We start from the raw sequence: 24,469 nt of genomic DNA, 5'->3' as shown, positions 1-24,469 counted from the left end.
ATGTCCGACTGGCTCGACCAGCTTCCCGATGCCGCCCGCGCCTATCTCGGCGGGCGCAAACCCGACGAGGTGGAATGCATCGTCGCCGATATCGCGGGCGTCGCCCGCGGCAAGGCGATGCCGGCGGCCAAGTTCGCCACGCAAAGCCGGTTCTACCTGCCGAACTCGATCTTCTTGCAGACGATCACCGGCGACTGGGCGCAGATCGAGGGCCAGGCCTTCACCGAGCCCGACATGATCCTGACCCCCGACTTCAGCACCGCGACCGCCGCGCCCTGGACGGCGGATTACACGCTGCAGGTGATCCATGACATCGCCGACCAGTCCGGCAATCCGGTGCAGATCGCGCCGCGCAACGTGCTCAGGCGGGTGGTGGCGCTTTACAACGCCCGCGGCTGGAAACCGATCGTCGCGCCCGAGATGGAATTCTTCCTCGTCGCGCGCAACGTGAACCCCGCCGAACCCGTCGAGGCCCCCGTGGGCCGGTCGGGCCGCAAGGCCGCCGCGCGGCAGGCCTATTCGATGAGCGCCGTGGACGAGCACGGCCCGGTCATCGACGACATCTACGATTTCGCCGAGGCGCAGGGGCTGGAGATCGACGGCATCCTGCAGGAGGGCGGCGCCGGCCAGATCGAGATGAACCTGCGCCACGGCGACCCGGTGAAGCTTGCCGACGAGATCTTCTATTTCAAGCGGCTGATCCGCGAGGCGGCGCTGCGCCACGACTGCTATGCCACCTTCATGGCCAAGCCGATCGAGGACGAGCCCGGATCGGCCATGCATATGCACCACTCGGTGGTCGACGCGGAAACCGGGCGCAACATCTTCTCCGAAGCGGACGGGCCGGAAAGCCACGCCTTCCTGCATTTCATCGCGGGGCTGCAGACGCACATCCCCTCGGTCGTCGCGCTGCTGGCGCCCTACGTGAACAGCTATCGCCGCTACGTCCCCGACTTCGCCGCGCCGATCAACCTGGAATGGGGGCGCGACAACCGCACCACGGGGCTGCGCGTGCCGGTCTCGGACCCGGCCGGGCGGCGGGTCGAGAACCGGCTGGCGGGGATGGATTGCAACCCCTATCTGGGCATCGCCGCCTCGCTGGCCTGCGGCTACCTGGGGCTGATCGAGGGCGCCTATCCCAAGGACGAATTCAAGGGCGACGCCTATTCGGGCGACGAATCGATCCCGCGCAACGTGGGCGAGGCGCTCGATCTCTTCGACGACGCGCCCGCCGTGCGCGCGGTGCTGGGCGAAGAGTTCTGCACCATCTACTCCACGGTCAAGGCGCTGGAATACAAGGAGTTCCTCCAGGTTATCAGCCCGTGGGAACGCGAACACCTGTTGTTGAACGTATGAACCTGCTGTTCGCCAACGACCGCCGCGCGGCCTATCCGGCCAGCTGGTATGCCGAGGTCACGCCGCCGCTCGCCCCGTTCCCGCCGGTTCAGGGCGACCTGCGGGCGGATATCTGCGTGGTGGGCGGGGGCTACACCGGCCTTTCGGCGGCGCTCCACGCGGCACGGGCGGGCGCCGACGTGGTGCTGGTCGAGGCGCACCGGGTGGGCTTCGGCGCCTCGGGGCGGAACGGCGGGCAGGTCGGCTCGGGCCATCGGCTCCACCAGGACGAGTTGGAAGACATGCTGGGCGACGCCGACGCCGCCCGGCTCTGGCACCTCGCCGAGGACGCGAAGGCGCTGGTCGCCCGGCTCATCGCCGGGCACGGGATCGACTGCGATTACCGCCCCGGCGTCGTCCAGGCGGAATGGACCGAGCGCGGCGTGGCCCGCGCCCATGCCTATGCCGAGAAGCTGCTGCGCGACTACGAATACGATCTCGTCGAACCGCTGACCGGCGCGGAGATGCGCGCCCTTGTCGGGTCGCCGGTCTACAAGGGCGGGACGATCGACTGGGGCGCGGGCCACCTGAACCCGCTTGCCTTCGCCTTCGGGCTGGCCCGGGCCGCCGCGGGGGCGGGCGCGCGCCTGCACGAGGATACGCTGGTGGCGCGGATCGAGCCGGGGACGAAACCGGTCGTCGTCACCGACCGGGGCCGCATCACCGCCGACCGGGTGATCCTCGCCGCGAACGGCTATCTCGGCGGGCTGGACGGTCAGGTCGCCGCGCGGGTCATGCCGATCAACACCTTCATCGTCGCGACCGAACCGTTGGGCGAGCGTGCCGCAAAGGTCCTCGCCAAGGAGATCGCGGTGGCCGACAGCCGGTTCGTGGTCAACTACTTCCGGCTGACCCCGGACGGACGGCTCTTGTTCGGCGGGGGCGAGAGCTACGGCTACCGCTTCCCCGAGGATATCCGCGCCAAGGTGCGCAAGCCCCTGACACAGGTCTTCCCGCAGCTCGCCGATGTGCGGCTGACCCATGGCTGGGGCGGCACGCTGGCGATTACCCGCACGCGCCTGCCCCATGTGGCCGCCCCCGCGCCGGGCATCCTGTCGGCGGGGGGCTATTCCGGCCATGGCCTGGCGTTTGCCACGCTGGCGGGCCGGGTGCTGGCCGAGGCCGCGCGCGGCGAAAGCGCCGCGTTCGAGACGCTCGCGCGCCTGCCCTGCCCGCCCTTCCCCGGCGGTGCGCGCATGCGGCAGCCGCTGCTCGCGCTTGCGATGGCGTGGTATGGCCTGCGCGACACGCTGGGGCTCTGACCGGCCCAGGGACCGCAACACCGTTGCCGGGTCTACGGATTTCGCTTACAGGAAACCTGAAAAGGATGTTCAGGAAAGGCGAAACCCCATGCCTCTTGCGCCCAATGTCTACGATGCCGAGCCGATTCCCGACGCGGCCCGCGCCGAAATCGAACGGCTTCTGCGCTCGGGCGACCTGTTCCGCTATACCGCGCCGGCGGATGCGCCGGTCACGCTGCTCGAACGGGAATTCGCCGACTTCATGGGCGCGCGCTACGCGGTCGCGGTGTCGTCCTGTTCGGCGGCGCTGTTCCTGTCGCTCAAGGCGCTGGACCTGCCGCGGGGCGCGCGCGTCCTGATCCCGGCCTTCACCTTCGCGGCGGTGCCCTCGGCGGTCGTGCATGCCGATTGCCAGCCGGTGCTGGCCGAGGTCGGCGCCAATTACCGGCTCGACATCGACGACTTCGCCGCGAAACTCGAAGACGACATCTCCGCCGTCATCATCAGCCACATGCGCGGCCATACCTCGGACATGGACGCGATCATGGCGCTGTGCGCGGAGCGCGACATCCCGGTGATCGAGGACGCCGCCCATTCCCTGGGCACGCTCTGGCACGGGCGCAACATCGGCACGCTGGGCGCGATCGGCTGCTTTTCCTTCCAGTCCTACAAGCTGGTGAACGCGGGCGAAGGCGGTATCCTCATCACCGACGACCCCGAGCTGGCGGCCCGCGCGGTCATCATGTCGGGCGCCTACGAGCACAACTGGAAAAAACACGACGGGCTGCAGGACAGCTTTGCCCGCTGGCAGAACAAGCTGCCGCTTTACAACATGCGGATGCAGAACCTGTCGGCTGCGGTGATCCGCCCGCAACTGGCCGAGGTCGAGCGTCGCGTCAATCACGGCCGGGCGAACCACGATTACGTGGCCGAAAAGCTGAACGCCTGCGCCTTCCTCGACGTCCCGCCGCCCCTGCCTCCCGAATCCCGCGCGCCGGACTCGATCCAGTTCAACCTCGTGGGCTTCGACAGCGACGACGAGGCGCTGGCCTTCCAGGAGGAGGCCAAGGCGCGGGGTGTGTCGGTGCAGGTGTTCGGCCTGAGCCGGGACAACGCGCGCGCCTTCTGGAACTGGCAGTTCATCGAAGGCCCGCTGCCCGAGTTGCCGAAGACGCGGGCGATGCTGATGCGCGCCTGCGACACGCGGCTGCCGGCCCGGCTGACACGCGCGGAGCTCGACCATATCGCGGGGGCCGTGGTCGACGCGGCCGAGGCGGTCAAGACGCCCGAGATGCGCGCCTACGGCACCTGACCTCGCGCGTCAAAGGACCCGCAGCGCATCCTGCAACCAGGGCTGCCGCCCGACCGCCGCCTCCACCACGAGATCGCGGAGCAGCGGCCGCAGCCGGTCGGCCATGCGCAAGGGCATGTCGCCAAGGACCCCCGCCCGCGCGATCAGCGCGATCCGCCGTGACAACGGCGCAAGCGGCAGGGGCAGCACGTCCACCTCGGTGCGGAAACGCCGCGCGTGCAACAGCCCCAGCGGCGTCAGGATCGTCCAGCCCGCGCCGCCCGCGACCATCGCGAGGATCGCGTTGTAACTGTCGAGTTCGAACCGCCCGGCGGGCCGCAGATCATGCCGGGCCAGGTGTTCGGCGATCTGCCGGCCCATCTGGTGGCGCTGGGTATACTGCACGAAGGGCAGCGCCATGAGTTGCGCCAGCACGTCGCCGGCCCGGTCCAGTCGGCCCTGCGGCGCGGCGACCAGGAACGGTTCGGTCAACAGCGGGTGCAGTTCCATCCAGTCGGCCGCCTGGCCGGGGTCGGCCGCCACGACCATGTCGAGGGCGCGCGCGTCGAGCAGCCCGAGCAATCGGTGGCTCGGCCCGGTTTCAAGCTGGAACCGAGACCGCGTCAACTCGCCCGCCATCTCGGACAACAGCCGCGGCGTCACGTCCGCCTCCAGGTCCTCGATCATCCCGAGCCGCATGAGCGGCAGCGCCGATAGATCGCGCGCGGCGATCTCGGCGCGGGCCGCGCCTGCTTCGGCCAGCATCGCCCGCGCGCGGCGCAGGAACATCTCGCCGGCGGGGGTCAGCGCCAGCGGGCGCGCAGTCCGGTCGAGCAGCGCCGCCCCCAGCGCGGCCTCCAGCGCCGAGAGCTGCTGGGAAACGGCCGACACGCTCGCCCCGAGGCGGCGCGCGGCGGCCGACAGCGTGCCTTCCTCGGCCGCGGCGACGAACACCTCGGTGCCCCAAAGCGTGATCCGGCCCGGCGGCTGCTGCCCCACCATCCCCTCCCCTGCTGCGACAGGCGCCACGCTAGGGCCCGGGCGCCCCGCGCGCAACGCGCGATTGCGCCCCGTCGGGCGCGGCGATAGCCTCCGTCCGACCCGCCCGACCAGGAGACACGCCATGCCCGACACCGCGCCCGACACGTGGCAGGCCCGCGCCGCGGCCGCAAGCTTCTACGGCTTCACCGACCTGCCCACCGTCAAGGCGCGCGGCACGGTCGTCGTCACCCATGGCGAGGGCCCCTATGTCATCGACACCGGGGGCCGGCGCTATCTCGACGCGAATTCGGGCCTGTGGAACATGGTGGCGGGGTTCGACCACCCGGGCCTGGCCGAGGCGGCAAAGGCGCAATACGACCGCCTGCCCGGCTACCACGCCTTCTTCGGGCGGATGTCGGACCAGACGGTCCGGCTGAGCGAGCGGCTGGTCGAGGTCTCCCCCTTCGACCGCGGCAGGGTGTTCTACACCAATTCCGGCTCCGAGGCGAACGACACTGCGCTCAAGATGCTTTGGTTCCTCGCCCGCGCCGAGGGCACACCGGAGCGGCGCAAGATCCTGACGCGGGTCAACGCCTATCACGGGGTCACGGTCGCGGCCTCCTCGATGACCGGCAAGCCCTACAACGCCCTCTTTGGCCTGCCCCTGCCCGGCTTCATCCACCTCACCTGTCCGCATTACTGGCGCGAGGCGCGCGCGGGTGAAACCGAGACGGCGTTCACCGCGCGGATGGCGGCCGAACTGGAAGACGTCATCGCCCGCGAGGGGGCCGAAACCATCGCCGGCTTCTTCGCCGAGCCGGTGATGGGCGCGGGCGGGGTCATCCCGCCCAGCGCAGGTTACTTCCAGGCGATCCAGCCGATCCTGAAACGCCACGGCATCCCGCTGATCGCCGACGAGGTCATCTGCGGCTTCGGACGGACGGGCGCGGTCTGGGGCTGCGACACCTACGATTTCGCGCCCGACGCGATCATCTCGTCCAAGGCGTTGACCGCGGGCTATTTCCCGATGGGCGCGGTGATCCTTGGCCCGGCCCTGGCCGACCGCTTGCAGGCGGCGGTCGAAGAGGTCGAGGAATTCCCCCATGGCTTCACCGCCTCGGGGCACCCGGTGGGCTGCGCGATCGCCCTCAAGGCCATCGACGTGATCCTGAACGAGGGGCTTCTGGACAATGTCCGCGCGCTGACCCCGCGCTTCGAGGCGGGCCTTGCGCGGCTGGCCGAGCATCCGAATATCGGCGAATGGCGCGGCAAGGGCCTGATGGGGGCGCTGGAGGCGGTGGCCGACAAGGCCACGAAAACGCCCTTCCCCGCGGAACTGTCGGTCAGCGAGCGCATCGCCAATGCCTGCACCGACCAAGGACTGATCTGCCGCCCGCTGGGGCAGTCCGTCGTGCTCTGCCCGCCCTTCATCCTGACCGAGGACCAGACGGACGAGATGTTCGACAAGCTCGAACGGGCGCTGACCGGGGTCTTTGACGGACTGTCCGGGTGACGGGGGCCGCCGTGCGGCCCGCGCTCACTCGTTCAGCTTCGACAGCTTTTCCTGCAACTCGGCAAGCTGCTTGCGGATCTCGATGAGTTCGTCCCGGTCCGGCGCATCCTCGCCCGCGTCCGCGTCGGGAGAGGGGGCGGACCCGGCCGCCCAGCCGCCGGTCATCGCCTTCAGGAACGCTTCCTGCTGCACCTTCATCGCCTCGAAGCCCGGCATCGCGGCCACCGCCATCGGGTTCATGCGGCCCATGTTCTCCATCATCTTGGACTGGCTCTCGCGCAGCATCTCGAAGCTCTGGGCCAGGAATTGCGGCACGATCGAATGGGCCGAGGTCGTGTAGCTGCGCACCAGGTCGGTGAGCACGTTGATCGGCAGCACGCTCTCGCCCTTGGCCTCGTGCTCGGCGATGATCTGCAGCAGGTATTGCCGAGTCAGGTCGTCGCCGCTTTTCAGGTCGACGATCTGCACCTCGCGCCCCTCGCGGATGACCTTGGCGATGTCCTCCAGCGTGACGTAGTCGCTCGTCTCGGTGTTGTAGAGACGGCGGCTGGCATAGCGCTTGATCAGCAACGGCGGTTTCGCGTCGGTCACGGGCGGGCCTCCCTCGATATCCATGCCGCAGGTGCAGCGGGCCGACTTTAGGCGCTGCGTGCGCAAAAAGAAAGGGCGGGCACGAGGCCCGCCCAGTCATTGACCTATCGACAGGGAGGAGGAGTCGAGGTCAATTCGAAATCGTTCAGCTCGCCGCGGCGGTCGCCTTCTTGGCGGTGCTGGCGGCCTTGGTGGTGGCCTTCTTCATCGCCGAGGTGGCGTCCTGGCTGAAGTCCTTGCCGGCGGCCAGCATCAGCTCGACGGTTTCCATCTGCACCTTCTTGGCGACCTCGGCGAAGGCGGCCATGTTCTCGGCGGCCATTTCGGCGGAGGCCGAGGCGAAGTCGGTCATCGCCTTGCCGTATTCGGTCGGCTCTTCCTTGATGGTGGCCACCTCGCCGAACCTCGACAGGGTGTCCTTCGTCCACTTGGCGGAAATCTCGGTCGATTTCTCGGCAGCCTCGAGGGCGACCTTCGACATCTTCTCGGCCAGCGCGGCCTGGGTCTTGAAGGCATCCTGCATCGCGCTCGGGTCCATCGAGAACGACGACATCATGTCTTGCATCATCTTGGTGAAGTCTTGCGTATCGGCCATCGGGGGTCTCCTTTCGACCGGGCATCCGTGCCCGTGCTTGCTGATCCTGCACAGATACATACATGCTGCAGCGCAGCATTTCAACCCCTCTTGCTGCAGTGCAGCGAAGAATCGGCTGAGGTTGGCCGTCAGGCCGAACCCTGTCCCAGGACGTAGGTGCCCGGCGCATCGCACAGCGCCCCGCCCGCCCCGTCGCCGGGGACGCGGGCGGCCACCTGCTTGCCGGATCGCCGCTTGAGCCACGCCTCCCAGCGCGGCCACCACGAGCCGTCATGGAACTCCGCGCTCTCGCGCCATTCCGCGGCAGACAGGTCCTTCATCGGCGCGTCATTGGTGTAGTGGCCGTATTTCTTCTTGCTGGGCGGGTTGACGATCCCGGCGATATGGCCCGACTGCGCCAGGATGAAGGTCTTGTCGCGGCTGCCCATCTTGCGAATGCCTTCGTAGGAGGACGCCCAGGCCGCGATGTGATCGGTCTCGCACGCCACCGCCGCGAGCGGCAGCTTGACGTCCGAGATCTTCACCCGCTCGCCGCAGATCTCGAACCCTTCGGTGGCGAAGCGGTCCTGCTGGCAGAGCCCGCGCAGGTACTCGACCACCATCCGCCCCGGCAGGTTCGTGGAATCCCCGTTCCAGTAGAGAAGGTCGAAGGCCGGCGGGCGTTCACCCATCATGTAGTTGCGGATCGCCGGCCGATAGATCAGGTCGTTCGAGCGCAGGAACGAGAAGGTCCGCGACATGAAGAAGCTGTCGAGATAGCCGTTCTCGTTCACCTCGCGCTCGATCCCGTCGACGAAATCGTCGTCGAGGAACACGCCGACCTCGCCCTGGTCGGAGAAATCGGTGAGCGTGGTGAAGAAGGTGGCCGAGCGGATCGACTTGTCGCCGCGCTTGTGCATCAGCGCCAGCACCAGCGCCAGCGTGGTGCCCGCGATGCAATAGCCGATGACGTTGACCTTGTCCTCGCCGGTAATCGCCTTGGCCTGGGCGATGGCCTCTAGATACCCTTCCTCGACATAGGTCTCCATGCCGACATCGGCGTAACCTGCATCGGGGTTCACCCAGGACACCACGAACACGGTGTAGCCCTGATCGACCATCCACTTGATGAAGGATTTCTGCGCGTTGAGATCGAGAATGTAGAACTTGTTGATCCAGGGCGGAAAGATGATGAGCGGCGTGGCATGCACCGTCTCGGTCGTCGGCGTGTACTGGAGCAGCTCCAGCATGCGGTTGCGGAACACAACCTTGCCCGGCGTGGTGCCGAGGTTCTCGCCCACCCTGAAGGCGTTGCGGTCGGCCAGCGTCACCAGGATCTCGCCCTCGTTCGCCTCGATGTCGCGGACCAGGTTCTCCAGCCCGTCTACCAGCGACCGCCCGTCGGTCTCGACCGCGCGTTCCAGCGCCTCGGGATTGGTGCCCAGGAAATTCGCCGGCGAGAACAGGTCGACGATCTGCTGGGTGAAGTATTCGAGGCGCTTGGCGTCCTTGGGCGACAGCCCCTCCACGTTCTTCACCGCGTTCGAGATCGCCTCGGCGTTCATCAGGTATTGCTGCTTGACGAAGTTGAAATAGGGATGCGTCTGCCACAGCGGGTTGGAAAACCGCGGGTCGGACGGCGTATGGTCCTCCGGCGCCTCGAGCCGCCCCTTGGCCAGAGCCTCCTGCGCCTCGACGAAATGCTTGAGCGACTTGCCCCAATAGGCGACCTGGTGCTCGATCAGCTTGGAGGGGTTGCGCATCACCTCGACCATGTAGGCGGCGGCCGCCTTCATGTAGAGGTCATGCCCCGGCCCCTGCAGGTTCGGGTCGATCCGGCGCTTCTGCGAGACGGCCGTCATGAGCCGTTCGGACAGCTCCTCCAGCTTGGCGAGGTTCTCGTTCAGGCGCTCGAGATTCCTAACGGGCGCGTCTTCCTCAGTTGTCACGGCGCGGTTTCCCCTCTAACTTCGCGGCTGCAGCATTGCCGTCACGGCCGGCTTCCGCTGCCCCTGCATCTCCGATACCCTATCGGAAAAGGAGTGGCGAATGAAACATATGGCGACCTACGACCTGATGGAAACGCTGCGCACCACCAACCAGTGGCTGGGCGCGACGGCGCAGGCGCTGGGGTCCTACCCCGCGGTCAGCATGTTTCCGAACCCGTTCTTCAAGATGGTCGCCGCCTGGGGCGAGGTGACCGAACGGACCTTCGCGCGCATGGTCGCCAAGCCCGACTGGAACATCAACACCGTGGTGGGCGCGGACGGGCGCGACCATATCGTGTCGGTCGAGAAGGCGGTCGAGCGTCCCTTCGGCGACCTGATCCAGTTCCAGGTGCACGGCCGGCCGCAGAAACGCCGCCGCGTGATGCTGGTCGCGCCGATGTCGGGCCATTACGCGACGCTGCTGCGCTCGACCGTCGCCAGCCTGCTGCCCGACTGCGAGGTGTTCATCACCGACTGGCACAACGCCCGCGACATTCCCGTCTCCGCCGGCAAGTTCGACGTCGAGGATTACACCCACTACCTCGTCGAGTTCATGCGCTTCCTGGGACCGGACACGCATGTGATCGCGGTCTGCCAGCCGGCACCGCTGGCGCTGGCCGCCACGGCCTACCTTGCCGCCGAAGACCCCGATGCCCAGCCCCGCTCGCTGACGCTGATCGGCGGGCCGATCGACCCCGATGCCGCCAAGACCGACGTCACCGATTTCGGCCGCCGCGTCACCATGGGCCAGCTCGAGCAGATCGCCATCCAGCGGGTCGGGTTCAAGTATGCCGGAGTGGGCCGCCTGGTCTATCCGGGGCTTCTGCAGCTCGCCTCCTTCATGTCGATGAACGCCGAGCGGCACAGCCGCGCCTTCACCGAGCAGATCCTCAAGGTCGCCAAGGAAGAGGCCGCCGATCACGACAAGCACAACCGGTTCTACGACGAATACCTCGCGGTGATGGACATGACCGCCGAGTTCTACCTGAGCACCGTCGAGCGCGTCTTCAAGCGCCGCGAAATCGCGCAGAACGAATTCAAGGTCGCCGGCCGCCCGGTGGATATCGCCGCGATCACCGATGTCGCGGTCAAGACCGTCGAAGGCGCGAATGACGACATCTCGGCGCCGGGCCAGTGCATCGCCGCGCTGGACCTGCTGACCGGCCTGCCCGACGAGAAGAAGGCGAGCCACCTGGAGCCCGGCGCGGGCCATTACGGCATCTTCGCGGGCAAGAGCTGGCGCAACAACATCCGCCCGCTGGTGCTTGAATTCATCGACGCGAATTCCGGCCGACCGCGACCGCAGCGCGCGCAGTTGCGGTCCGTCTGAACGGGCCGCGGGCTGCGCCTGCGGCGCATGAGTATTTGGACCAAGAAGAAGCCCCGAAGCCTTGCGGCCGCCCCGGCACGCGCCCGTTCAGCGCGCCAGCACCTCGGCGAGGGCGGCGTCGATCAGCGCGAGATTGTCGGGCTCGGAAAAGCGGTGGTCAGCGCCCTTGACGAGCGTCAGCCGGATATCCGCGCCCTCGGCATGCTCGATCAGCCTGAGCGGCACCGAAAGCGCCACGTCCGCGTCCGCCGTGCTCTGTAACAGGCGCACCGGGAAGGGCAGCGCGAGCGGCGTGCGCAGCACGAGGTTCCGGCGCCCGTCCTCGATCAGCCGGCGGGTGATCGTGTAGGGCGTGTCGCCGTAGTCGGTCGGGATCTCGATCCGTCCGGTGTCCATCAGCGCGGCGCGCTCGGGCTCGGAGAACCCGGCCCACATGCTGTCCTCGGTGAAGTCGGGCGCCGCGGCGATGCCGACGAGGCCCGCCACCCGTTCCGGAATCGACCGCGCCAGCAAGAGCGCGATCCAGCCGCCCATCGACGAGCCGACCAGGACCTGCGGCCCCTCGGTCAGCCGGGCAATGGCCGCGGCGGCATCCGCGGTCCAGTCGCCGATGCAGCCGTCGGCGAATGCGCCCGCGCTTTGCCCGTGCCCCGAATAGTCGAAACGCAGGAAGGCGCGGCCCTGGCCGCGCGCCCAGGCCTCCAGATGCCGCGCCTTGGTGCCTTCCATGTCGGACATGAAGCCGCCCAGGAACACGACGCCGGGGCCGCGGCCCGGCGTGCGGTGATAGGCGAGCCTGCGGCCCTCCGGCGTGGTCAGGAAGTCGGGCCTTTCGGCCATCTGGCATCTCCGTACGAACCGGCGCGAGCCTAGGCAGGAAGGTGCGACCGGGCAACCCCCGCCCCTTGCCGCGAGGGGCGTTTTCGGCTTTGGTCCGGCCATGACCGGACCCCGTTACACCGATCTCGTCGCCAGCCTGCCCGCCAGCGTGCCATTCGTCGGCCCCGAGACGCAGGAGCGCGCCCGCGGCCGGCCGTTTCGCGCCCGGCTTGGCGCCAACGAAAGCCTGTTCGGCCCCTCGCCGCGCGCGCTCGCCGCGATGAAGGCCGCCGCGCAGGAGGCCTGGAAATACGGGGACGCGCAGAATCACGACCTGCGCCACGCGCTGGCCGACGAGCTGGGCGTCGGGCCGGAAAACGTCATCGTCGGCGAGGGGATCGACGGGCTGCTGGGCTACCTGGTGCGGATGCTGGTGGCCCCGGGCGACCCGGTGGTGACCTCGGCGGGCGCCTATCCGACCTTCAACTACCATGTCGACGGCTATGGCGGGGTGCTGCACAAGGTGCCCTTCGCCGGCGACCGCGAGGATGCCGAGGCGCTCATCGCCAAGGCCCGCGGCACGGGGGCAAAGCTCGTCTACCTGTCGAACCCGAACAACCCGATGGGCAGCTGGCATGCCGCCGAGCGGGTGCAACGGATGATCGAGGCGGTGCCCGACGGCACGCTGATGATCCTCGACGAAGCCTATATCGAGTTCGCGCCCCGGGGCACGGCGCCCCCGATCGACCCGGACGACCCGCGCGTGATCCGCTTCCGGACCTTCTCCAAGGCGCACGGCATGGCGGGGGCAAGGGTCGGCTATGCCATCGCCGCCGCGCCGCTGATCGCCGCCTTCGACACGGTGCGCAACCATTTCGGCATGTGCCGGATCAGCCAGGCGGGCGCCCTCGCCTCGCTGGGCGACCGCGCCTGGCTGGCCGAGGTCACCGCCCAGGTCGTGGCCGGGCGCAGCCGGATCGCCCGCATCGCCGAAGAAAACGGGCTGTGCGCCCTGCCCTCGGCGACCAATTTCGTGGCCATGGATTGCGGCGCGGACGGCGCGTTCGCCCGCGCGGTGCTGACCGAACTGGCCGCGCGCGACGTCTTCGTGCGGATGCCCGGCGTGGCGCCGCTGGACCGCTGTATCCGCATCTCGGTCGGCCCCGAGGACCAGCTCGGGGTGCTGGCCCAGGAACTGCCCCGCGCGCTCGCGGCGGCGCGTGACGGGACCCGGTCCTGACCCCTTCGCCCGTGCCGGCCCCGTCTCACAACCGCGTGATCGGGCCCAATGCCTCATCGCTTAACCTGCACGGACAATGCATCTATTTTCCGCGGGGCCATCCGGCCCTTCCCCACTGCAAGCAGGACAGCCGATGAAACAGACCCTTCTGATGGAAAAGTACCCCGTCTTCGACCTCGACCTGCCGAAGACCGAGACCTCCTGCCAAAGCGTCGATGACATCCTCGCGCGGCTGAAGGCGCGGATCGACGCCCACCCCAAGGTCGCCTATATCGCCACCTTCGACCATTACAGCCACACCTGCGCGATCGAAGGCACCGTGGCGCCCGCGATCAAGGACGCGCGCAACATCGTCTTCTGCTTCGGCGTGGCGCTGCCCAATGCCCATGTGCTGGCGGTCCGGCCGCGCTCCATCGGCGTGGCCGATCTCGGCGACCGCTTCCACATCTCGTTCATGGAACCCCCGATGGAGGTCGCCACGAAGGAGATGGAGGCGTGGTGCAAGTCCCTCGCCGACAAGGGCTGAGCCACGCCGACCGCCCCCCCGGCCCCTCCCATCTTCTGGCGAGAAATATCCCGGGGGGAGTCCGAAGGACGGGGGGCAGAGCCCCCCGCCCCGCTACAGCGGCCAGAGAAACGGGATCAGCGCCGAGGCCAGCAAGCCGATACTCAGGTTCAGCGGGATGCCGACCCGCAGGAAATCGGTGAAGCGGTAGCCGCCGGGGCCGTAGACCATCATGTTGGTCTGGTAGCCGATGGGCGTGGCGAAGCTGGCCGAGGCCGCGATCATCACGGCCACGACCAGCGGCCTGGGATCGACCCCCAGCGCCTGGGCCAGCCCGATCGCGATGGGCGTCACCACCACCGCCACCGCGTTGTTCGACACCAGTTCCGTCAGCAGCGAGGTGAGCAGGTAGATCGCCCAGACCACGAAGAAGGGCGGCAGGTCCGTCAGCGCCGGCGCCACGCCCTCGACGATCAGGCGCACCGCGCCCGAGCTTTCCAGCGCCGCGCCCACCGTCAGCATCGAGAAGATCAGCGCGAGCAGACGCCCGTCGATGAAGGAGAACGCCTCTTCGGCATCGACGCAGCGCGTCAGCAGCACCACCGCGACCGCCAGAACCGCCAGCATCAGGATCGGCGCCACGCCCAGCGCCGCGAGCGCCACGATGCCGAAGACCGCCGCGATGGCGATCGGGGCATGCGCCCGGCGATAGGCCCGGCCCGAAGGGTGCGAGATGTCCACCAGCCCCTGTTCGGCCGCCAGCCGCTTGATGTCGCCGGGCGCCCCTTCCAGCAGCAGCGTGTCGCCGACCTTGACCACGAGGTCGTCGAGCTGCCGGCCGATATTCTGGTTCCGCCGGTGCGCGGCCAGCACGTAGACCCCGTATTTCCGCCGCAGCCGAAGCGCGCCGAGCGTCTGGCCGATCATCTTGCAGCCGGGCGAAATCAGCACCTCGACGGTCTGGGTCTCGATCGAGGACAGCTGCTCCACCCGCCGCAGCGACTTGTTGCGCTGGAGCGAGAGCAGCTCGGTCACCGCGGTGCGCAGCACCACCCGGTCGCCCACCTGAAGCGTCACGCCCTCCAGCTCGCGCCGCAGCGATTCGTTGCCGCGGATCACGTCGATCAGGCGCACGCCCTCGCGCTTGAACAACTGCACGCCCAGCACCTCGCGGCCGATCAGGTTGCTGTCGGGGGGGATGACCGCCTCGGTGAAGAACTTCATCCGCGACTTGTCGGACAGCAGGTCGGCCATGCTGTCGCGGGCGGGCAGCAGGTGGCGGCCGACGAGGTAGAGATAGACCATGCCCCAGGCCACCAGCACCAGCGCCAGCGGCGTGACCTCGAAGATCGTGAACGGCGCCAGCCCGTGCGTGCGCGCCACGCCGTCGACCAGCAGGTTGGTCGAGGTGCCGATCAGCGTCAGCGTGCCGCCCAGGATCGCGGCATAGGACAGCGGGATCAGCAGCTTGGAGGCCGACACCCCGAGGCTGCGCGCCAGTTGCACGAAGACCGGGATCATCACCACCACGACCGGCGTGTTCGATACCACGGCCGAGGCGGCGACGACGAAGGCCACGAGCGAGGCCATCGCCCGCCGCGGGCGGCTGCGGAGGTTGCGTTCGGCCGATTGCGTCACCCAGTCGAGCGCCCCGGTGCGCACCAGCGCGCCCATCACCAGGAACATCGCCGCGATGGTCCAGGGCGCCGGGTTCGACAGCACGTCGAGCGCGGCGTCATAGGGCAGGATGCCGGTCACCAGCATCACCGTGGCCCCCGCGATGCCGATGACCTCGGCGGGGTACCGCTCGCGCACGAAGAAGACGAACATCGCGGCGACGACCAGAAGCGACAGCACGGCCATGCCGGTGGGCGGCAGCGGCAGGTCGATCATCGGCGAACCCTCGATTGGCCCCGCCGCCCATGATGGGCCCGCGCGAGGCCGGGAACAAGACGCCTCGCGCGCGGCCGGATCATGGGGCCGCGTGCTCCAGCCGGCCGCCGATCCGCACCATGCGAACCCGGGTCGCCCGCCCGGTGCGGTCGTCCGTCTCCAGATAGACGCCCGACAGGGTCGCCTCGCCCAGCGCCGGGCTGAACCGGCCGCGCGCCATGCCGGTGATGAACCGGCGCATCGGTTCGGCCTTGTCCATGCCGATCACCGAATCGTAATCGCCGCACATCCCCGCATCGGTCAGGTAGCCGGTGCCGCCCGGCAACACCTGCGCATCCGCCGTCGGGACATGGGTATGGGTGCCGACCACCAGGCTGGCGCGGCCGTCGCAGAAATGGCCCATCGCCATCTTTTCGGACGTGGCCTCGCAATGCATGTCGACGATCACCGCCTGCGCGAGCCCGCCCAGCGGGTGCGCCTTCAGCACCGGCTCGATGGCCGAGAACGGGTCGTCGAAAGGCCGCTTCATGAACACCTGGCCCAGCACCTGCGCGACCAGCACCTTGCGCCCGCCGGCCGCCTCGAACAGCCGCGCGCCCTTGCCCGGCGCGCCCTTGGCATAGTTCAGCGGGCGCAGGATGCGCGGTTCGCCCTCGATATGGGTGAGCATCTCCTTCTGGTCGAAGGCATGGTCGCCCAGGGTCACGCAATCGGCGCCCGCCTCCAGCAGCGCGCGGGCATGGGCGGGCGTGAGCCCCGCGCCGGAGGTCGCGTTCTCGCCGTTCACCACGACGAAATCCAGCGCCCAGTCGCGACGCAGGGCGGGCAGGCGCTCGGCCACCGCGTCGCGGCCCGCCCGGCCCATGACATCTCCGAGGAACAACAGTTTCATGCGCCCAAGCCCTATGCCGCGGCGGGAGGAAGGGCAAGTCGGCAGACGCCCCCCTGTCGCGTGGCCGGCGGCCGCCTATGCCGGCGCGCCCATGCGAATGACCTCGTCCTCGGTCACGATGGCATCGAGCAACTGGTCGGTCGGCTCGACCGGCACGCGCGGCACTTCCTGGCCGGCATAGGCATAGCCGACCGCAAGCACCGGGCCGCGCGCGCGCAGCGCCTGCAGCGTCCGGTCGTAGAACCCCCCGCCATAGCCCAGCCGCGCCCCCGTCCGGTCGAATGCCAGGAGCGGGACGATCAGCACCTCGGGCACCATCGCCACCCCCTCCGCCGGCACGCGCGCACCGAACGGGCCCGGCACCAGCGCGCCGTCGGGCGTCCAGAGGTGAAAGGCCAGCGGCGCGGCCTTCCGCTCGATGATCGGCACGCCGACGGGCCCCTGCGCCGCCAGCGCCGCCATCGCGGGCAGCGGGTCGGTTTCGCTGCGCATCGGCATGTAGCCCGCGGCCGGGCGGCCCGTCTGCGGCGCCAGGAACCCGACAAGCCGCCCGGCCGCCGCCGTCCCCCGCGCCGGGTCGTGCAGGTCGGCCCGGCGCCGCTGCGCCGCGGCCCGCATCTCGGCCTTGGCGCCGGTCACAGCAGCACCATGGAGGCGAGCCCGAGAAAGGCGAAGAACCCGACGACGTCGGTCACGGTGGTCACGAAGGTGCCCGAGGCGAGCGCGGGGTCCACCCCCAGCCTGTCGAGCGCGACGGGGATGAGGATCCCGGCCAGCGCCGCAACGCCGAGATTGATGATCATCGCCGCCGCGATCACCAGGCCAAGCTGGCCCGAGCCGAACCAGATCAGCCCCACGACCCCCATCACCAGCGCGAAGATCGCGCCGTTGATCAGCCCCACCGCGAATTCGCGCCGCACCACGCGCCAGACGTTCGCCCCCGTCAGGTCCTTGGTCGCCAGCGCCCGGACCGCCACGGTCAGCGACTGCGTGCCCGCGTTGCCGCCCATCGAGGCGATGATCGGCATCAGCACGGCCAGCGCGACGACCTGGGCGATCGCGTCCTCGAACTGGGCGATCACGATCGAGGCGACGATCGCGGTCATCAGATTGACGAAAAGCCAGGGGAACCGCTGCCGCGTCGTCTCGGACACCCGGTCGCTGAGGCTCGATTCCTCGCTGACGCCGGCCAGCCGCAGGATGTCCTCCTCGTGTTCCTCGTCGAGCACGTTCATCGCGTCGTCGATGGTGATGACACCGACCAGGCGGCCGGCATCGTCCACCACGGGCGCCGAGATCAGGTGATACTGGTTGAACGCGTAGGCCACCTCCGATTCCGGCTGGGAGACGGGGATCGTGCGGAAGCTTTCCTCGAACAGCGTCTTCAGCTTCACCGACCGCTTGGAGGACAAGAGCTTGCCCAGCGTGACGTAGCCCACGGGCCGGATGCCGGGGTCGACCACGATCACGTGGTAGAACTGGTCGGGCAGCGTCTTCTTGTTGGCGCGCAGGTAGTCGATGGTCTCGCCCACGCTCCAGTGTTCGGGCGCGCGCACCACCTCGCGCTGCATCAGCCGGCCGGCGGAGTATTCCGGGTAGGTCAGCGCCTGCTGCACCGCCATCCGGTCGGCGCTTTCCAGCGCGCCGAGAATCGCGTCCTGCTGCGGCTTTTCCAGGTCCTCCAGCAGGTCGACCACGTCGTCCGACTCGAGTTCGCGCACCGCGTCGGCCAGGACGTCGGGCGGCAGGAAGGCGATCACCTCCTCGCGCAGGCCCTCTTCGAGTTCCGACAGCACGCTGCCGTCGAAGTAACGCCCGCCCAGCAGCAGCAACTCGCGCCGCCGGCCGCTGTCGATCTGCTCCAGAAGGTCGGCGATATCCGCCGGATGGAGCGGCGCGAGAAGTTCGCCGATCCGGTCGGAATCCCCCGCCGCCACGGCCAGAAGCACGGACGACACAAGGCGGTCGTCCAGGGCGTAGCCCGCGCCCTCGGCCTCCGTCTCGTCGATGACCTGCTCGTCCATGGCGACCCTGCCCGCTATGTCGCGAGCACCATACCCAAAGGCTTTGCCGGGCAACAGGGCCGGAAACGCGGGCGCGGCGGCTTTCTCGGCCGGGCGGGGCCGGTCTCAGCCGCGCGCGTGCCGGCGCGCAAGCCGATTCTGGGCCGCGATCACGCGGGGCAGATCGAGCGTGGTCGGATGGCCGTCGCGCACGACCTGCCGCCCCTCGACGAACAGGTCACGCACCCGCGTCGGCCCGGCCAGCAAGAGCGCGGCCGGGTCCCACGTCCCGGCGGCCTCGATCCCGCACATGTCCCAGATCGCCACATCGGCGCGCTTGCCCACCGCCAGCCGGCCGCAGTCTGGCCGGCCCAGCACGTCGGCGCCGCCGCGGGTGGCGATTTCCAGCGCCTCGCGCGCGCTCATCGCGTCGGCACCGCGGGAGACGCGCTGCAACAACAGCGCCTGCCGCGCCTCGGACACCAGGTTGCCGCTGTCGTTGCTGGCCGAGCCGTCGACGCCCAGGCCCACCGCCACGCCCGCGTCGCGCATCGCGCGGACCGGGGCGATTCCCGATCCCAGCCGGCAGTTCGAACAGGGACAATGGGCCACGCCCGTGCCCGAATGCGCGAAAAGTGAAATTTCGGCCGCGTCCAGCTTCACGCAATGGGCGTGCCAGACATCGTCGCCGGTCCAGCCCAGATCCTCGGCATACTGCCCCGGGCGGCACCCGAACATCTCCAGAGAATAGGCGATATCCTCTTCGTTTTCGGCCAGGTGCGTGTGCAAGCGCACCCCCTTGTCGCGCGCCAGCAGCGCCGCGTCGCGCATCAATTCACGGCTGACGGTGAAGGGCGAACAGGGGGCGACGCCGACCCGCACCATCGCGCCATCTTGCGAATCGTGAAAGGCGTCGATCACGCGGAGGCAGTCCTCCAGGATCGCCGCCTCGTCCTCCACGAGGCTGTCCGGCGGCAGCCCGCCCCTGGACTCGCCGATGCTCATCGCGCCGCGCGTGGCGTGGAACCGCAGGCCGACCTCGACCGCCGCGCCGATGGTGTCGTCAAGCCGCGCGCCGTTCGGGAACAGGTATTGATGGTCGGAACTCATGGAACAGCCCGACAGCGCCAGTTCCGCCAGCGCCACCTGGGCCGAGACGCGAAACTCCTCGGGGCCGAAGCCCGACCAGATCGGGTAAAGCGTCTTGAGCCAGCCGAACAGCAGCGCATCCTGTGCGCCCGGCACCGCGCGCGTGAGCGATTGCGACAGGTGGTGATGGGTGTTCACCAGCCCGGGCGTGACCAGGCAGCCCTCGCCCCGCACGATCTCGGCCCCCTCGGGCGCGAGCCCCTGGCCGATCTCGGCCACGACGCCCTCGCGCAGGCGCAGATCGGCCCCGGCCAGTTCGCGCCGGTCGTCGTCCATGGTGACGATCAGATCGGCCGCGCGGATCAGGATATGCGACACCGGTCTAGGCCTCGACCTTCGACAGCAGGTCGAGCGCCTCGGCATGGATCGCGGGGTTGGCCGCGGCAAGCGCCCGCCCGCCGCCATGCGCCGGGCCGCCCTGCCAGTCGGTCACGAGGCCGCCGGCCGCCTCGATCACCGCGATGGGGGCCTGGATGTCATGCGCGCCGAGCCCCGCCTCGACCACCAGGTCCACCTGGCCCAGCGCCACCAGCGCGTAGGCGTAGCAATCCATCCCGTACCGGGTGAGCCGGGCCCGCCGCGCCAGGTCGGCGAAGGCGCGCCCTTCGACGGCGCTGCCCACCTCGGGATAGGTGGTGAACACCGCCGCCTCGGACAGCGGGCGCGGCGGCCGGGTGGCCAGCGGCCGGGTGCCCGCCCGCGCCTGCAGCGCCGCGCAGCCTAGCCCGCCGATGAACCGCTCGCCGATATAGGGTTGGTCGATCACGCCGAGGATCGGGCCGCTTGCGTCGGCCACCGCGATCAGGACGCCCCAGGTGGGCGTGCCGCAGACAAAGCCCCGGGTCCCGTCGATCGGGTCGAGCACCCAGGTCAGACCGCTGGTTCCCGGCCTGTGCGCGAGTTCCTCGCCGAGGATCGCATCCGCGGGGCGGCGCTGCGCCAGAACCGCGCGCATCGCCTCCTCGGCCTCGCGGTCGGCCAGCGTCACCGGGTCGAAGCCCTCGCCGGCCTTGTTCTCGACGCCAAGCGCACCGTCGCGGAAATGCGCAAGCGTCGCCGCACGCGCGGCATCGGCCAGCGCATGCGCGGTCGCGATAAGGTCCTCGGCTTCGGGATGGGGCATTCTGCCTCCGGGCTTGCTTGGCGGTGCGGGCGGGCGCACCCTCGCCAGGGCGCTAACCGCGCAGCCGTTCCTCGTCAAGCAAGCCCCACGTCAGGCGACGTCGCTCAGCACCCGCGCCAACTCGAACAGCCGGCGCCGCTGGTTCTCGGGGATCGCGTAGTAGGAGCGCACCAGTTCGAGCGCCTCCTTGTCCGACAGGATATCGTCGGGCACGCCCAGGACGGGCGCGTCCGGCTTGCTGTCGAGCCCCTCGAAGAAGAAGCTCACAGCCACGTCGAGCGCGTCGGCGATATCCCACAGCCGCGATGCGCTGACACGGTTCATGCCCGTCTCGTATTTCTGGATCTGCTGGAACTTGATCCCGACCCGTTCGGCCAGCTGCTGCTGGGTCATGCCGACCATCCACCGGCGGTGTCGGATACGTTTGCCCACATGGACATCTACGGGGTGTTTCATAGCCGCACTCCTCTTTCACTGGATCATAAAGCAAGTTGCGTGCCAAATATCCCCGTCTGGCAGCCACTGCGCGCATTTTTCCATCAAACCGTTGCGAGGGAAAGAAACTTATTTTCACAGCCGGGCCGAAAACGTGCAAATCGGAGGTAATATAGGCCGACTCACGCTCGCGCAAGGGTTGCAGTTAGCAAAGACCCGCTGAGGCGCTTTGCAAAACGCAAAGCGCGCGGCGCCCGATCGTTTGCAGAACGCGAAATTCACCGCATCTGGCCTCCTCCCCCATGCCCGGCTAACGTCGGCACGGAATCACCCTCGCGAGGAGTCCGCCGCCGATGCGCGCCCTTCAGATCGCCGAGTTCGGCGCCGACCCGACACTGGTGGAGACCGCCCTGCCGGAACCCGGCCCCGGCGAGGTGCGCGTGCGGATCGCCGCCTGCGGGCTCAACTTCGCCGACCTGCTGATGGCCGAGGGCCGCTACCAGGAACGCCCCGACCCGCCGGTCACGCTCGGCATGGAACTGGCCGGCACGGTCGAGGCGCTCGGGCCGGGCGTGGATGACGCGCTGCGCGGGCGCCGGGTGGCGGTGTTCGCGGGCTCGGGCGGGCTGGCCGAGACGGGCGTCTTTCCGGCGGAGCGCTGCGTGCCCCTGCCCGATGCCATGCCCTTAGCCGATGCCGCGGCGTTCCAGGTGGCCTACGGCACCTCCCATGTCGCGCTCGACCACAAGGCCGGGCTTGCGCCGGGCGAGACGCTGCTGGTGCTGGGCGCGGCGGGCGGCGTGGGTCTGACCGCCGTCGAGATCGGCAAGCGCATGGGCGCGCGGGTGATCGCCGTCGCGCGCGGGGCAGAGCGGCTTGCGGTGGCCCGCGCCGCCGGGGCCGACCACCTGATCGACAGCGACACCGCCGACCTGCGCGCCGAGGTCAAGGCGCTGGGCGGCGCGGATGTCGTCTACGACCCGGTCGGCGGGGACGTGTTCACCGCGGCGATGCGCGCCTGCCGGCCCGAGGCGCGGATCCTCGTCATCGGCTTCGCCAGCGGGGACGTGCCGCAGATCAAGGCCAACCACCTGTTGGTGAAGAACCTTACGGTGATGGGGCTTTACTGGGGCGGCTATCTCGCCTTCCGGCCCGAGGTCCTGACCGGCAGCCTCGCCACCCTGTTCGGCTGGTATGCCGAGGGCGGCCTGTCGCCGCATGTCAGCCATGTCCTGCCGCTGGAGCGGGCCCTCGACGGGCTGGAATTGCTGCGCGCCCGCAAGGCGACCGGCAAGGTGGTGATCGAAATGGGCGCCGCAACCGCCGGCTAGCCCGGCCCGCCTCGCGGCTCCCCGGCCCATCCTATCGCGCGCGGTACGCCTGCCGGATCAGAGCCGCCAACTCCTCGGTCACCGGGCCCGACGCGATTTCCGAGACGTAGAGATTGATCTTGGTCGTGGTGAGTTCGGGCAGCGCGCCGCCATGCTGGATGCGCTCGACATAGGGGGGCAACGCCCCTTCGACGACCGTGTGCACCGCAAGGTCGGCGCTGACGCTGGCCTCCACCGTGCGGATCGACTCGCTCTCCACCGCCATTTCCCAGGGGATGCCCGCCGCGTCCAGCGCCCCCTGCACGCCCTGGCGGAAGATGCAGGCATGTTCGTAGGCCAGCCGCAGGGGGCGCTGCCGCCAGGCCTGCCCGCCGATCGCGCCCACCCAGACCAGCGGCAGTTCGGTCAGCGTCTCGCCGCCCTCGCCGGCCCGGTCCTCGGTGGTCAGGATGATGTCCACGCCGCCGCGGGCGAAAAGCTCGCGCAGCCGCGTCGTGTAGGAGGACAGCAGTTGCACCTTCACCCGCGGATACTCGGCGTTGAGCCGGTTCAACACCTGCGGGATCGCAGGATAGACGATGTCGTGGGGCACGCCGAGGGTGATCTCGCCCTCGAATTCCTGCGCCGTCATCCGGGCATAGACCTCGTCGTTCAGCGCCAGCATGCGGCGGGCATAGCCGAGGAGCTGCTCGCCCGCGGCGGTCAGCTTCACCCGCCGTTCCGACCGGTCCAGAAGCTGCATCTCAAGCGCTTCCTCCAGCCGTTTGAGCTGCATCGAGACGGCCGATTGCGTGAGGTTCAGGAAGCCGGCCGCCCGGGTGACGCCCCCCGCCTCGGACACGGCGACGAAGGAGCGCAACGCGGTCAGGTCCAAGTGTCGCGGCATATCACAGAGATTGATTCAATCCATAACCATCATTCGTTTGAAGAATGGAACACGAGCCTCCATAAATATCAAGAGCGTTGATGCACGGGGCGTCGGCGATCACGGATTCGCAAGAGGCAGACCATGGCACATATCGGCACCTACACCCGCCAGACCGCCCGCAGAGTGGACCTCTCGGGGCTTTTCCACCGGTTCCTGCTCGGGCTCGGCGCCGCGCGCCAGCGGCGCCGCCTGGCCGAACTCGACGACGCGCTTCTGCGCGACATCGGCCTCACCCGCGAGCAAGCCCGCGCCGAGGCGCGGCGCCCGATCTGGGACGTGCCGCCGAGCTGGCTGGGCTGACGCGGCGCCAAGCCTGACAGAAACGTTAATGTTTCGATGCGCCCAAGGCCCGGTTCGCCTTGAAAAGCGCCCGATGTCTGCCAATATTCCCGCCAGAGGCGGGATAGTCTGGCTTGCCCGCCAGTTGTGATCTCAGGGAGACAGTCAATGGCTGACTACAACACGATCCGCGCGGGCCAAACGGCTGGTGTGCGCACCACCGCGCAGATTGACGAGGGCCTGCGCGCCCACATGAACAAGGTCTACGGCACGATGTCCGTGGGCATGCTGATCACGGCGCTGGCCGCCTGGTCGATTTCCGGGCTGGCGGTGACCAGCGACCCGTCGGGCGCGGTGGCGCAGATCGGCGCGGACACGTATCTGACCGGCTTCGGCCAGGCGATCTACGCCTCGCCGCTGAAATGGCTGATCATGTTCGCGCCGCTGATCTTCGTCTTCGGCTTTTCCGCGGGCATCAACCGCATGTCGGCGGCCACGGCACAGACGGTGTTCTACGCCTTCGCCGCGGTGATGGGCGTGTCCATCAGTTCGATCTTCCTGGTGTTCACCGGCATGTCGATCGTGCAGACCTTCCTGATCACCGCGATCGCCTTCGCCGGTCTCTCGCTCTGGGGCTACACCACCAAGAAGGACATCTCGGGCTGGGGCTCGTTCCTGATCATGGGGGTGATCGGCCTGATCGTCGCCTCGATCGTGAACATCTTCCTGCAATCGCCCGCGGTGATGTTCGCGGTGTCGGCGCTCGGCGTGCTGATCTTCGCCGGCCTGACCGCCTACGACACCCAGCGGATCAAGACCGAGTACATCCAGCACGCGCAGGCGGCGGACAGCGAATGGCTGGGCAAGTCGGCGATCATGGGCGCGCTGGCGCTCTATCTCGACTTCATCAACCTGTTCATGTTCCTGCTGCAGTTCCTCGGCAACCGCGAGTGATCTGACGGGACCAT

Annotated in this window: 23 protein-coding genes; 10 read left to right on the top strand and 13 right to left on the bottom strand. The window is 68.9% G+C overall.

The annotated features are described in order from the left end of the window. From BUR28_RS17975 to BUR28_RS17965, 3 genes are all read left to right on the top strand, one after another. A complete protein-coding gene (locus tag BUR28_RS17975) occupies positions 1–1,356 on the top strand; it encodes a glutamine synthetase family protein (protein WP_074221366.1) in 1,356 nt (451 codons plus the stop codon). Next, positions 1,353–2,657: an NAD(P)/FAD-dependent oxidoreductase gene (locus BUR28_RS17970; protein ID WP_074221365.1), complete on the top strand. Its 1,305-nt coding sequence runs from the start codon at positions 1,353–1,355 to the stop codon at positions 2,655–2,657. Before BUR28_RS17975 ends, BUR28_RS17970 begins: the two co-directional genes overlap by 4 nt. An 88-nt stretch (positions 2,658–2,745) precedes the next feature. After that, positions 2,746–3,948: a DegT/DnrJ/EryC1/StrS family aminotransferase gene (locus BUR28_RS17965; RefSeq protein ID WP_074221364.1), complete on the top strand. Its 1,203-nt coding sequence runs from the start codon at positions 2,746–2,748 to the stop codon at positions 3,946–3,948. A gap of 9 nt (positions 3,949–3,957) precedes the next feature. Here the strand turns inward: BUR28_RS17965 and BUR28_RS17960 are convergent, their stop codons facing one another. Beyond that, a complete protein-coding gene (locus BUR28_RS17960; RefSeq protein WP_074221363.1) occupies positions 3,958–4,929 on the bottom strand; it encodes a LysR family transcriptional regulator in 972 nt (323 codons plus the stop codon). A 121-nt stretch (positions 4,930–5,050) separates the two neighbouring features. On the opposite strand from BUR28_RS17960, the gene BUR28_RS17955 reads away from it, so the two are divergent. Beyond that, positions 5,051–6,421 carry an aminotransferase gene (locus BUR28_RS17955; protein ID WP_074221362.1) on the top strand — a complete coding sequence of 457 codons (1,371 nt, stop codon included), beginning with the start codon at positions 5,051–5,053 and terminating at the stop codon, positions 6,419–6,421. A 24-nt stretch (positions 6,422–6,445) separates the two neighbouring features. Here the strand turns inward: BUR28_RS17955 and phaR are convergent, their stop codons facing one another. From phaR to BUR28_RS17940, 3 genes are all read right to left on the bottom strand, one after another. Further along, positions 6,446–7,012 (bottom strand): polyhydroxyalkanoate synthesis repressor PhaR, encoded by a 567-nt coding sequence (gene phaR, locus BUR28_RS17950; RefSeq protein WP_074221361.1) that lies wholly within the window; start codon positions 7,010–7,012, stop codon positions 6,446–6,448. A 145-nt stretch (positions 7,013–7,157) separates the two neighbouring features. Next, the gene (locus BUR28_RS17945) at positions 7,158–7,607 is read right to left on the bottom strand and encodes a Phasin (RefSeq protein ID WP_074221360.1); all 450 of its coding nucleotides are present in this window, start codon (positions 7,605–7,607) and stop codon (positions 7,158–7,160) included. Positions 7,608–7,735: 128 nt separating this feature from the next. Beyond that, positions 7,736–9,535, bottom strand: a complete 1,800-nt coding sequence (locus tag BUR28_RS17940; protein ID WP_074221359.1) for a PHA/PHB synthase family protein — start codon at positions 9,533–9,535, stop codon at positions 7,736–7,738. Positions 9,536–9,635: 100 nt separating this feature from the next. Between BUR28_RS17940 and phaZ the strand changes: the two genes are divergently transcribed. Beyond that, positions 9,636–10,904 (top strand): polyhydroxyalkanoate depolymerase, encoded by a 1,269-nt coding sequence (phaZ, locus tag BUR28_RS17935; protein WP_074221358.1) that lies wholly within the window; start codon positions 9,636–9,638, stop codon positions 10,902–10,904. A gap of 87 nt (positions 10,905–10,991) precedes the next feature. Here phaZ and BUR28_RS17930 read toward each other — a convergent pair whose 3' ends face one another. Next, a complete protein-coding gene (locus tag BUR28_RS17930; RefSeq protein WP_074221357.1) occupies positions 10,992–11,744 on the bottom strand; it encodes an alpha/beta hydrolase in 753 nt (250 codons plus the stop codon). Positions 11,745–11,844: 100 nt separating this feature from the next. Here BUR28_RS17930 and BUR28_RS17925 point away from each other — a divergent pair, with 100 nt between their 5' ends. Further along, complete coding sequence (locus BUR28_RS17925) at positions 11,845–12,963, top strand: pyridoxal phosphate-dependent aminotransferase (protein ID WP_074221356.1); 1,119 nt, start codon at positions 11,845–11,847, stop codon at positions 12,961–12,963. 133 nt (positions 12,964–13,096) lie between these two features. Beyond that, positions 13,097–13,489 carry a DUF6858 family protein gene (locus BUR28_RS17920; RefSeq protein ID WP_074221355.1) on the top strand — a complete coding sequence of 131 codons (393 nt, stop codon included), beginning with the start codon at positions 13,097–13,099 and terminating at the stop codon, positions 13,487–13,489. Between the two features lie 93 nt (positions 13,490–13,582). On the opposite strand, the gene BUR28_RS17915 is transcribed toward BUR28_RS17920, so the two are convergent. From BUR28_RS17915 to BUR28_RS17885, 7 genes are all read right to left on the bottom strand, one after another. Then, a complete protein-coding gene (locus tag BUR28_RS17915) occupies positions 13,583–15,361 on the bottom strand; it encodes an SLC13 family permease (protein ID WP_074221354.1) in 1,779 nt (592 codons plus the stop codon). 79 nt (positions 15,362–15,440) lie between these two features. Next, entirely contained in the window at positions 15,441–16,253 is an 813-nt protein-coding gene (locus tag BUR28_RS17910; protein ID WP_074221353.1) for a TIGR00282 family metallophosphoesterase, read from the bottom strand. 75 nt (positions 16,254–16,328) lie between these two features. Further along, positions 16,329–16,892 carry a 5-formyltetrahydrofolate cyclo-ligase gene (locus tag BUR28_RS17905; RefSeq protein ID WP_254813773.1) on the bottom strand — a complete coding sequence of 188 codons (564 nt, stop codon included), beginning with the start codon at positions 16,890–16,892 and terminating at the stop codon, positions 16,329–16,331. Then, positions 16,889–18,277: a magnesium transporter gene (gene mgtE / locus BUR28_RS17900; RefSeq protein ID WP_074221351.1), complete on the bottom strand. Its 1,389-nt coding sequence runs from the start codon at positions 18,275–18,277 to the stop codon at positions 16,889–16,891. The genes BUR28_RS17905 and mgtE overlap by 4 nt, the downstream gene beginning before the upstream one ends. A 105-nt stretch (positions 18,278–18,382) precedes the next feature. Then, entirely contained in the window at positions 18,383–19,723 is a 1,341-nt protein-coding gene (locus tag BUR28_RS17895; RefSeq protein ID WP_074221350.1) for an 8-oxoguanine deaminase, read from the bottom strand. A 4-nt stretch (positions 19,724–19,727) separates the two neighbouring features. Continuing rightward, on the bottom strand, positions 19,728–20,528 hold the full coding sequence (locus tag BUR28_RS17890; RefSeq protein WP_074221349.1) for an inositol monophosphatase family protein: 801 nt from the start codon (positions 20,526–20,528) through the stop codon (positions 19,728–19,730). A 90-nt stretch (positions 20,529–20,618) separates the two neighbouring features. Further along, positions 20,619–20,984 carry a helix-turn-helix domain-containing protein gene (locus BUR28_RS17885; protein ID WP_074221348.1) on the bottom strand — a complete coding sequence of 122 codons (366 nt, stop codon included), beginning with the start codon at positions 20,982–20,984 and terminating at the stop codon, positions 20,619–20,621. 332 nt (positions 20,985–21,316) lie between these two features. Between BUR28_RS17885 and BUR28_RS17880 the strand changes: the two genes are divergently transcribed. Further along, positions 21,317–22,294 carry an NADPH:quinone oxidoreductase family protein gene (locus BUR28_RS17880; RefSeq protein WP_074221347.1) on the top strand — a complete coding sequence of 326 codons (978 nt, stop codon included), beginning with the start codon at positions 21,317–21,319 and terminating at the stop codon, positions 22,292–22,294. Positions 22,295–22,325: 31 nt separating this feature from the next. Here the strand turns inward: BUR28_RS17880 and BUR28_RS17875 are convergent, their stop codons facing one another. Then, entirely contained in the window at positions 22,326–23,180 is an 855-nt protein-coding gene (locus BUR28_RS17875) for a LysR family transcriptional regulator (protein ID WP_074221346.1), read from the bottom strand. 123 nt (positions 23,181–23,303) lie between these two features. Between BUR28_RS17875 and BUR28_RS17870 the strand changes: the two genes are divergently transcribed. Together BUR28_RS17870 and BUR28_RS17865 are read left to right on the top strand one after the other, a co-directional pair. Further along, positions 23,304–23,522: a DUF1127 domain-containing protein gene (locus BUR28_RS17870; protein ID WP_074221345.1), complete on the top strand. Its 219-nt coding sequence runs from the start codon at positions 23,304–23,306 to the stop codon at positions 23,520–23,522. Positions 23,523–23,669: 147 nt separating this feature from the next. Continuing rightward, on the top strand, positions 23,670–24,455 hold the full coding sequence (locus tag BUR28_RS17865) for a Bax inhibitor-1/YccA family protein (RefSeq protein WP_074221344.1): 786 nt from the start codon (positions 23,670–23,672) through the stop codon (positions 24,453–24,455). The last annotated feature ends 14 nt before the right edge of the window (positions 24,456–24,469 follow it).

It is taken from the genome of Rhodovulum sp. ES.010 (genome assembly GCF_900142935.1).
GTDB lineage: Bacteria > Pseudomonadota > Alphaproteobacteria > Rhodobacterales > Rhodobacteraceae > Rhodovulum.
The sequence above is the reverse complement of the archived record's forward strand: the minus strand, read 5'-3'. Positions and strand labels throughout refer to the sequence as shown.

Coding starts and splice junctions, on each gene's coding strand:
- BUR28_RS17975 (WP_074221366.1), top strand. CDS start 1: ATGTCCGACTGGCTCGACCAGCTTCCCGATGCCGCCCGCGCCTATCTC.
- BUR28_RS17970 (WP_074221365.1), top strand. CDS start 1,353: ATGAACCTGCTGTTCGCCAACGACCGCCGCGCGGCCTATCCGGCCAGC.
- BUR28_RS17965 (WP_074221364.1), top strand. CDS start 2,746: ATGCCTCTTGCGCCCAATGTCTACGATGCCGAGCCGATTCCCGACGCG.
- BUR28_RS17960 (WP_074221363.1), bottom strand. CDS start 4,929: ATGGTGGGGCAGCAGCCGCCGGGCCGGATCACGCTTTGGGGCACCGAG.
- BUR28_RS17955 (WP_074221362.1), top strand. CDS start 5,051: ATGCCCGACACCGCGCCCGACACGTGGCAGGCCCGCGCCGCGGCCGCA.
- BUR28_RS17945 (WP_074221360.1), bottom strand. CDS start 7,607: ATGGCCGATACGCAAGACTTCACCAAGATGATGCAAGACATGATGTCG.
- phaZ (WP_074221358.1), top strand. CDS start 9,636: ATGAAACATATGGCGACCTACGACCTGATGGAAACGCTGCGCACCACC.
- BUR28_RS17930 (WP_074221357.1), bottom strand. CDS start 11,744: ATGGCCGAAAGGCCCGACTTCCTGACCACGCCGGAGGGCCGCAGGCTC.
- BUR28_RS17925 (WP_074221356.1), top strand. CDS start 11,845: ATGACCGGACCCCGTTACACCGATCTCGTCGCCAGCCTGCCCGCCAGC.
- BUR28_RS17920 (WP_074221355.1), top strand. CDS start 13,097: ATGAAACAGACCCTTCTGATGGAAAAGTACCCCGTCTTCGACCTCGAC.
- BUR28_RS17915 (WP_074221354.1), bottom strand. CDS start 15,361: ATGATCGACCTGCCGCTGCCGCCCACCGGCATGGCCGTGCTGTCGCTT.
- BUR28_RS17910 (WP_074221353.1), bottom strand. CDS start 16,253: ATGAAACTGTTGTTCCTCGGAGATGTCATGGGCCGGGCGGGCCGCGAC.
- mgtE (WP_074221351.1), bottom strand. CDS start 18,277: ATGGACGAGCAGGTCATCGACGAGACGGAGGCCGAGGGCGCGGGCTAC.
- BUR28_RS17890 (WP_074221349.1), bottom strand. CDS start 20,528: ATGCCCCATCCCGAAGCCGAGGACCTTATCGCGACCGCGCATGCGCTG.
- BUR28_RS17885 (WP_074221348.1), bottom strand. CDS start 20,984: ATGAAACACCCCGTAGATGTCCATGTGGGCAAACGTATCCGACACCGC.
- BUR28_RS17880 (WP_074221347.1), top strand. CDS start 21,317: ATGCGCGCCCTTCAGATCGCCGAGTTCGGCGCCGACCCGACACTGGTG.
- BUR28_RS17875 (WP_074221346.1), bottom strand. CDS start 23,180: ATGCCGCGACACTTGGACCTGACCGCGTTGCGCTCCTTCGTCGCCGTG.
- BUR28_RS17870 (WP_074221345.1), top strand. CDS start 23,304: ATGGCACATATCGGCACCTACACCCGCCAGACCGCCCGCAGAGTGGAC.
- BUR28_RS17865 (WP_074221344.1), top strand. CDS start 23,670: ATGGCTGACTACAACACGATCCGCGCGGGCCAAACGGCTGGTGTGCGC.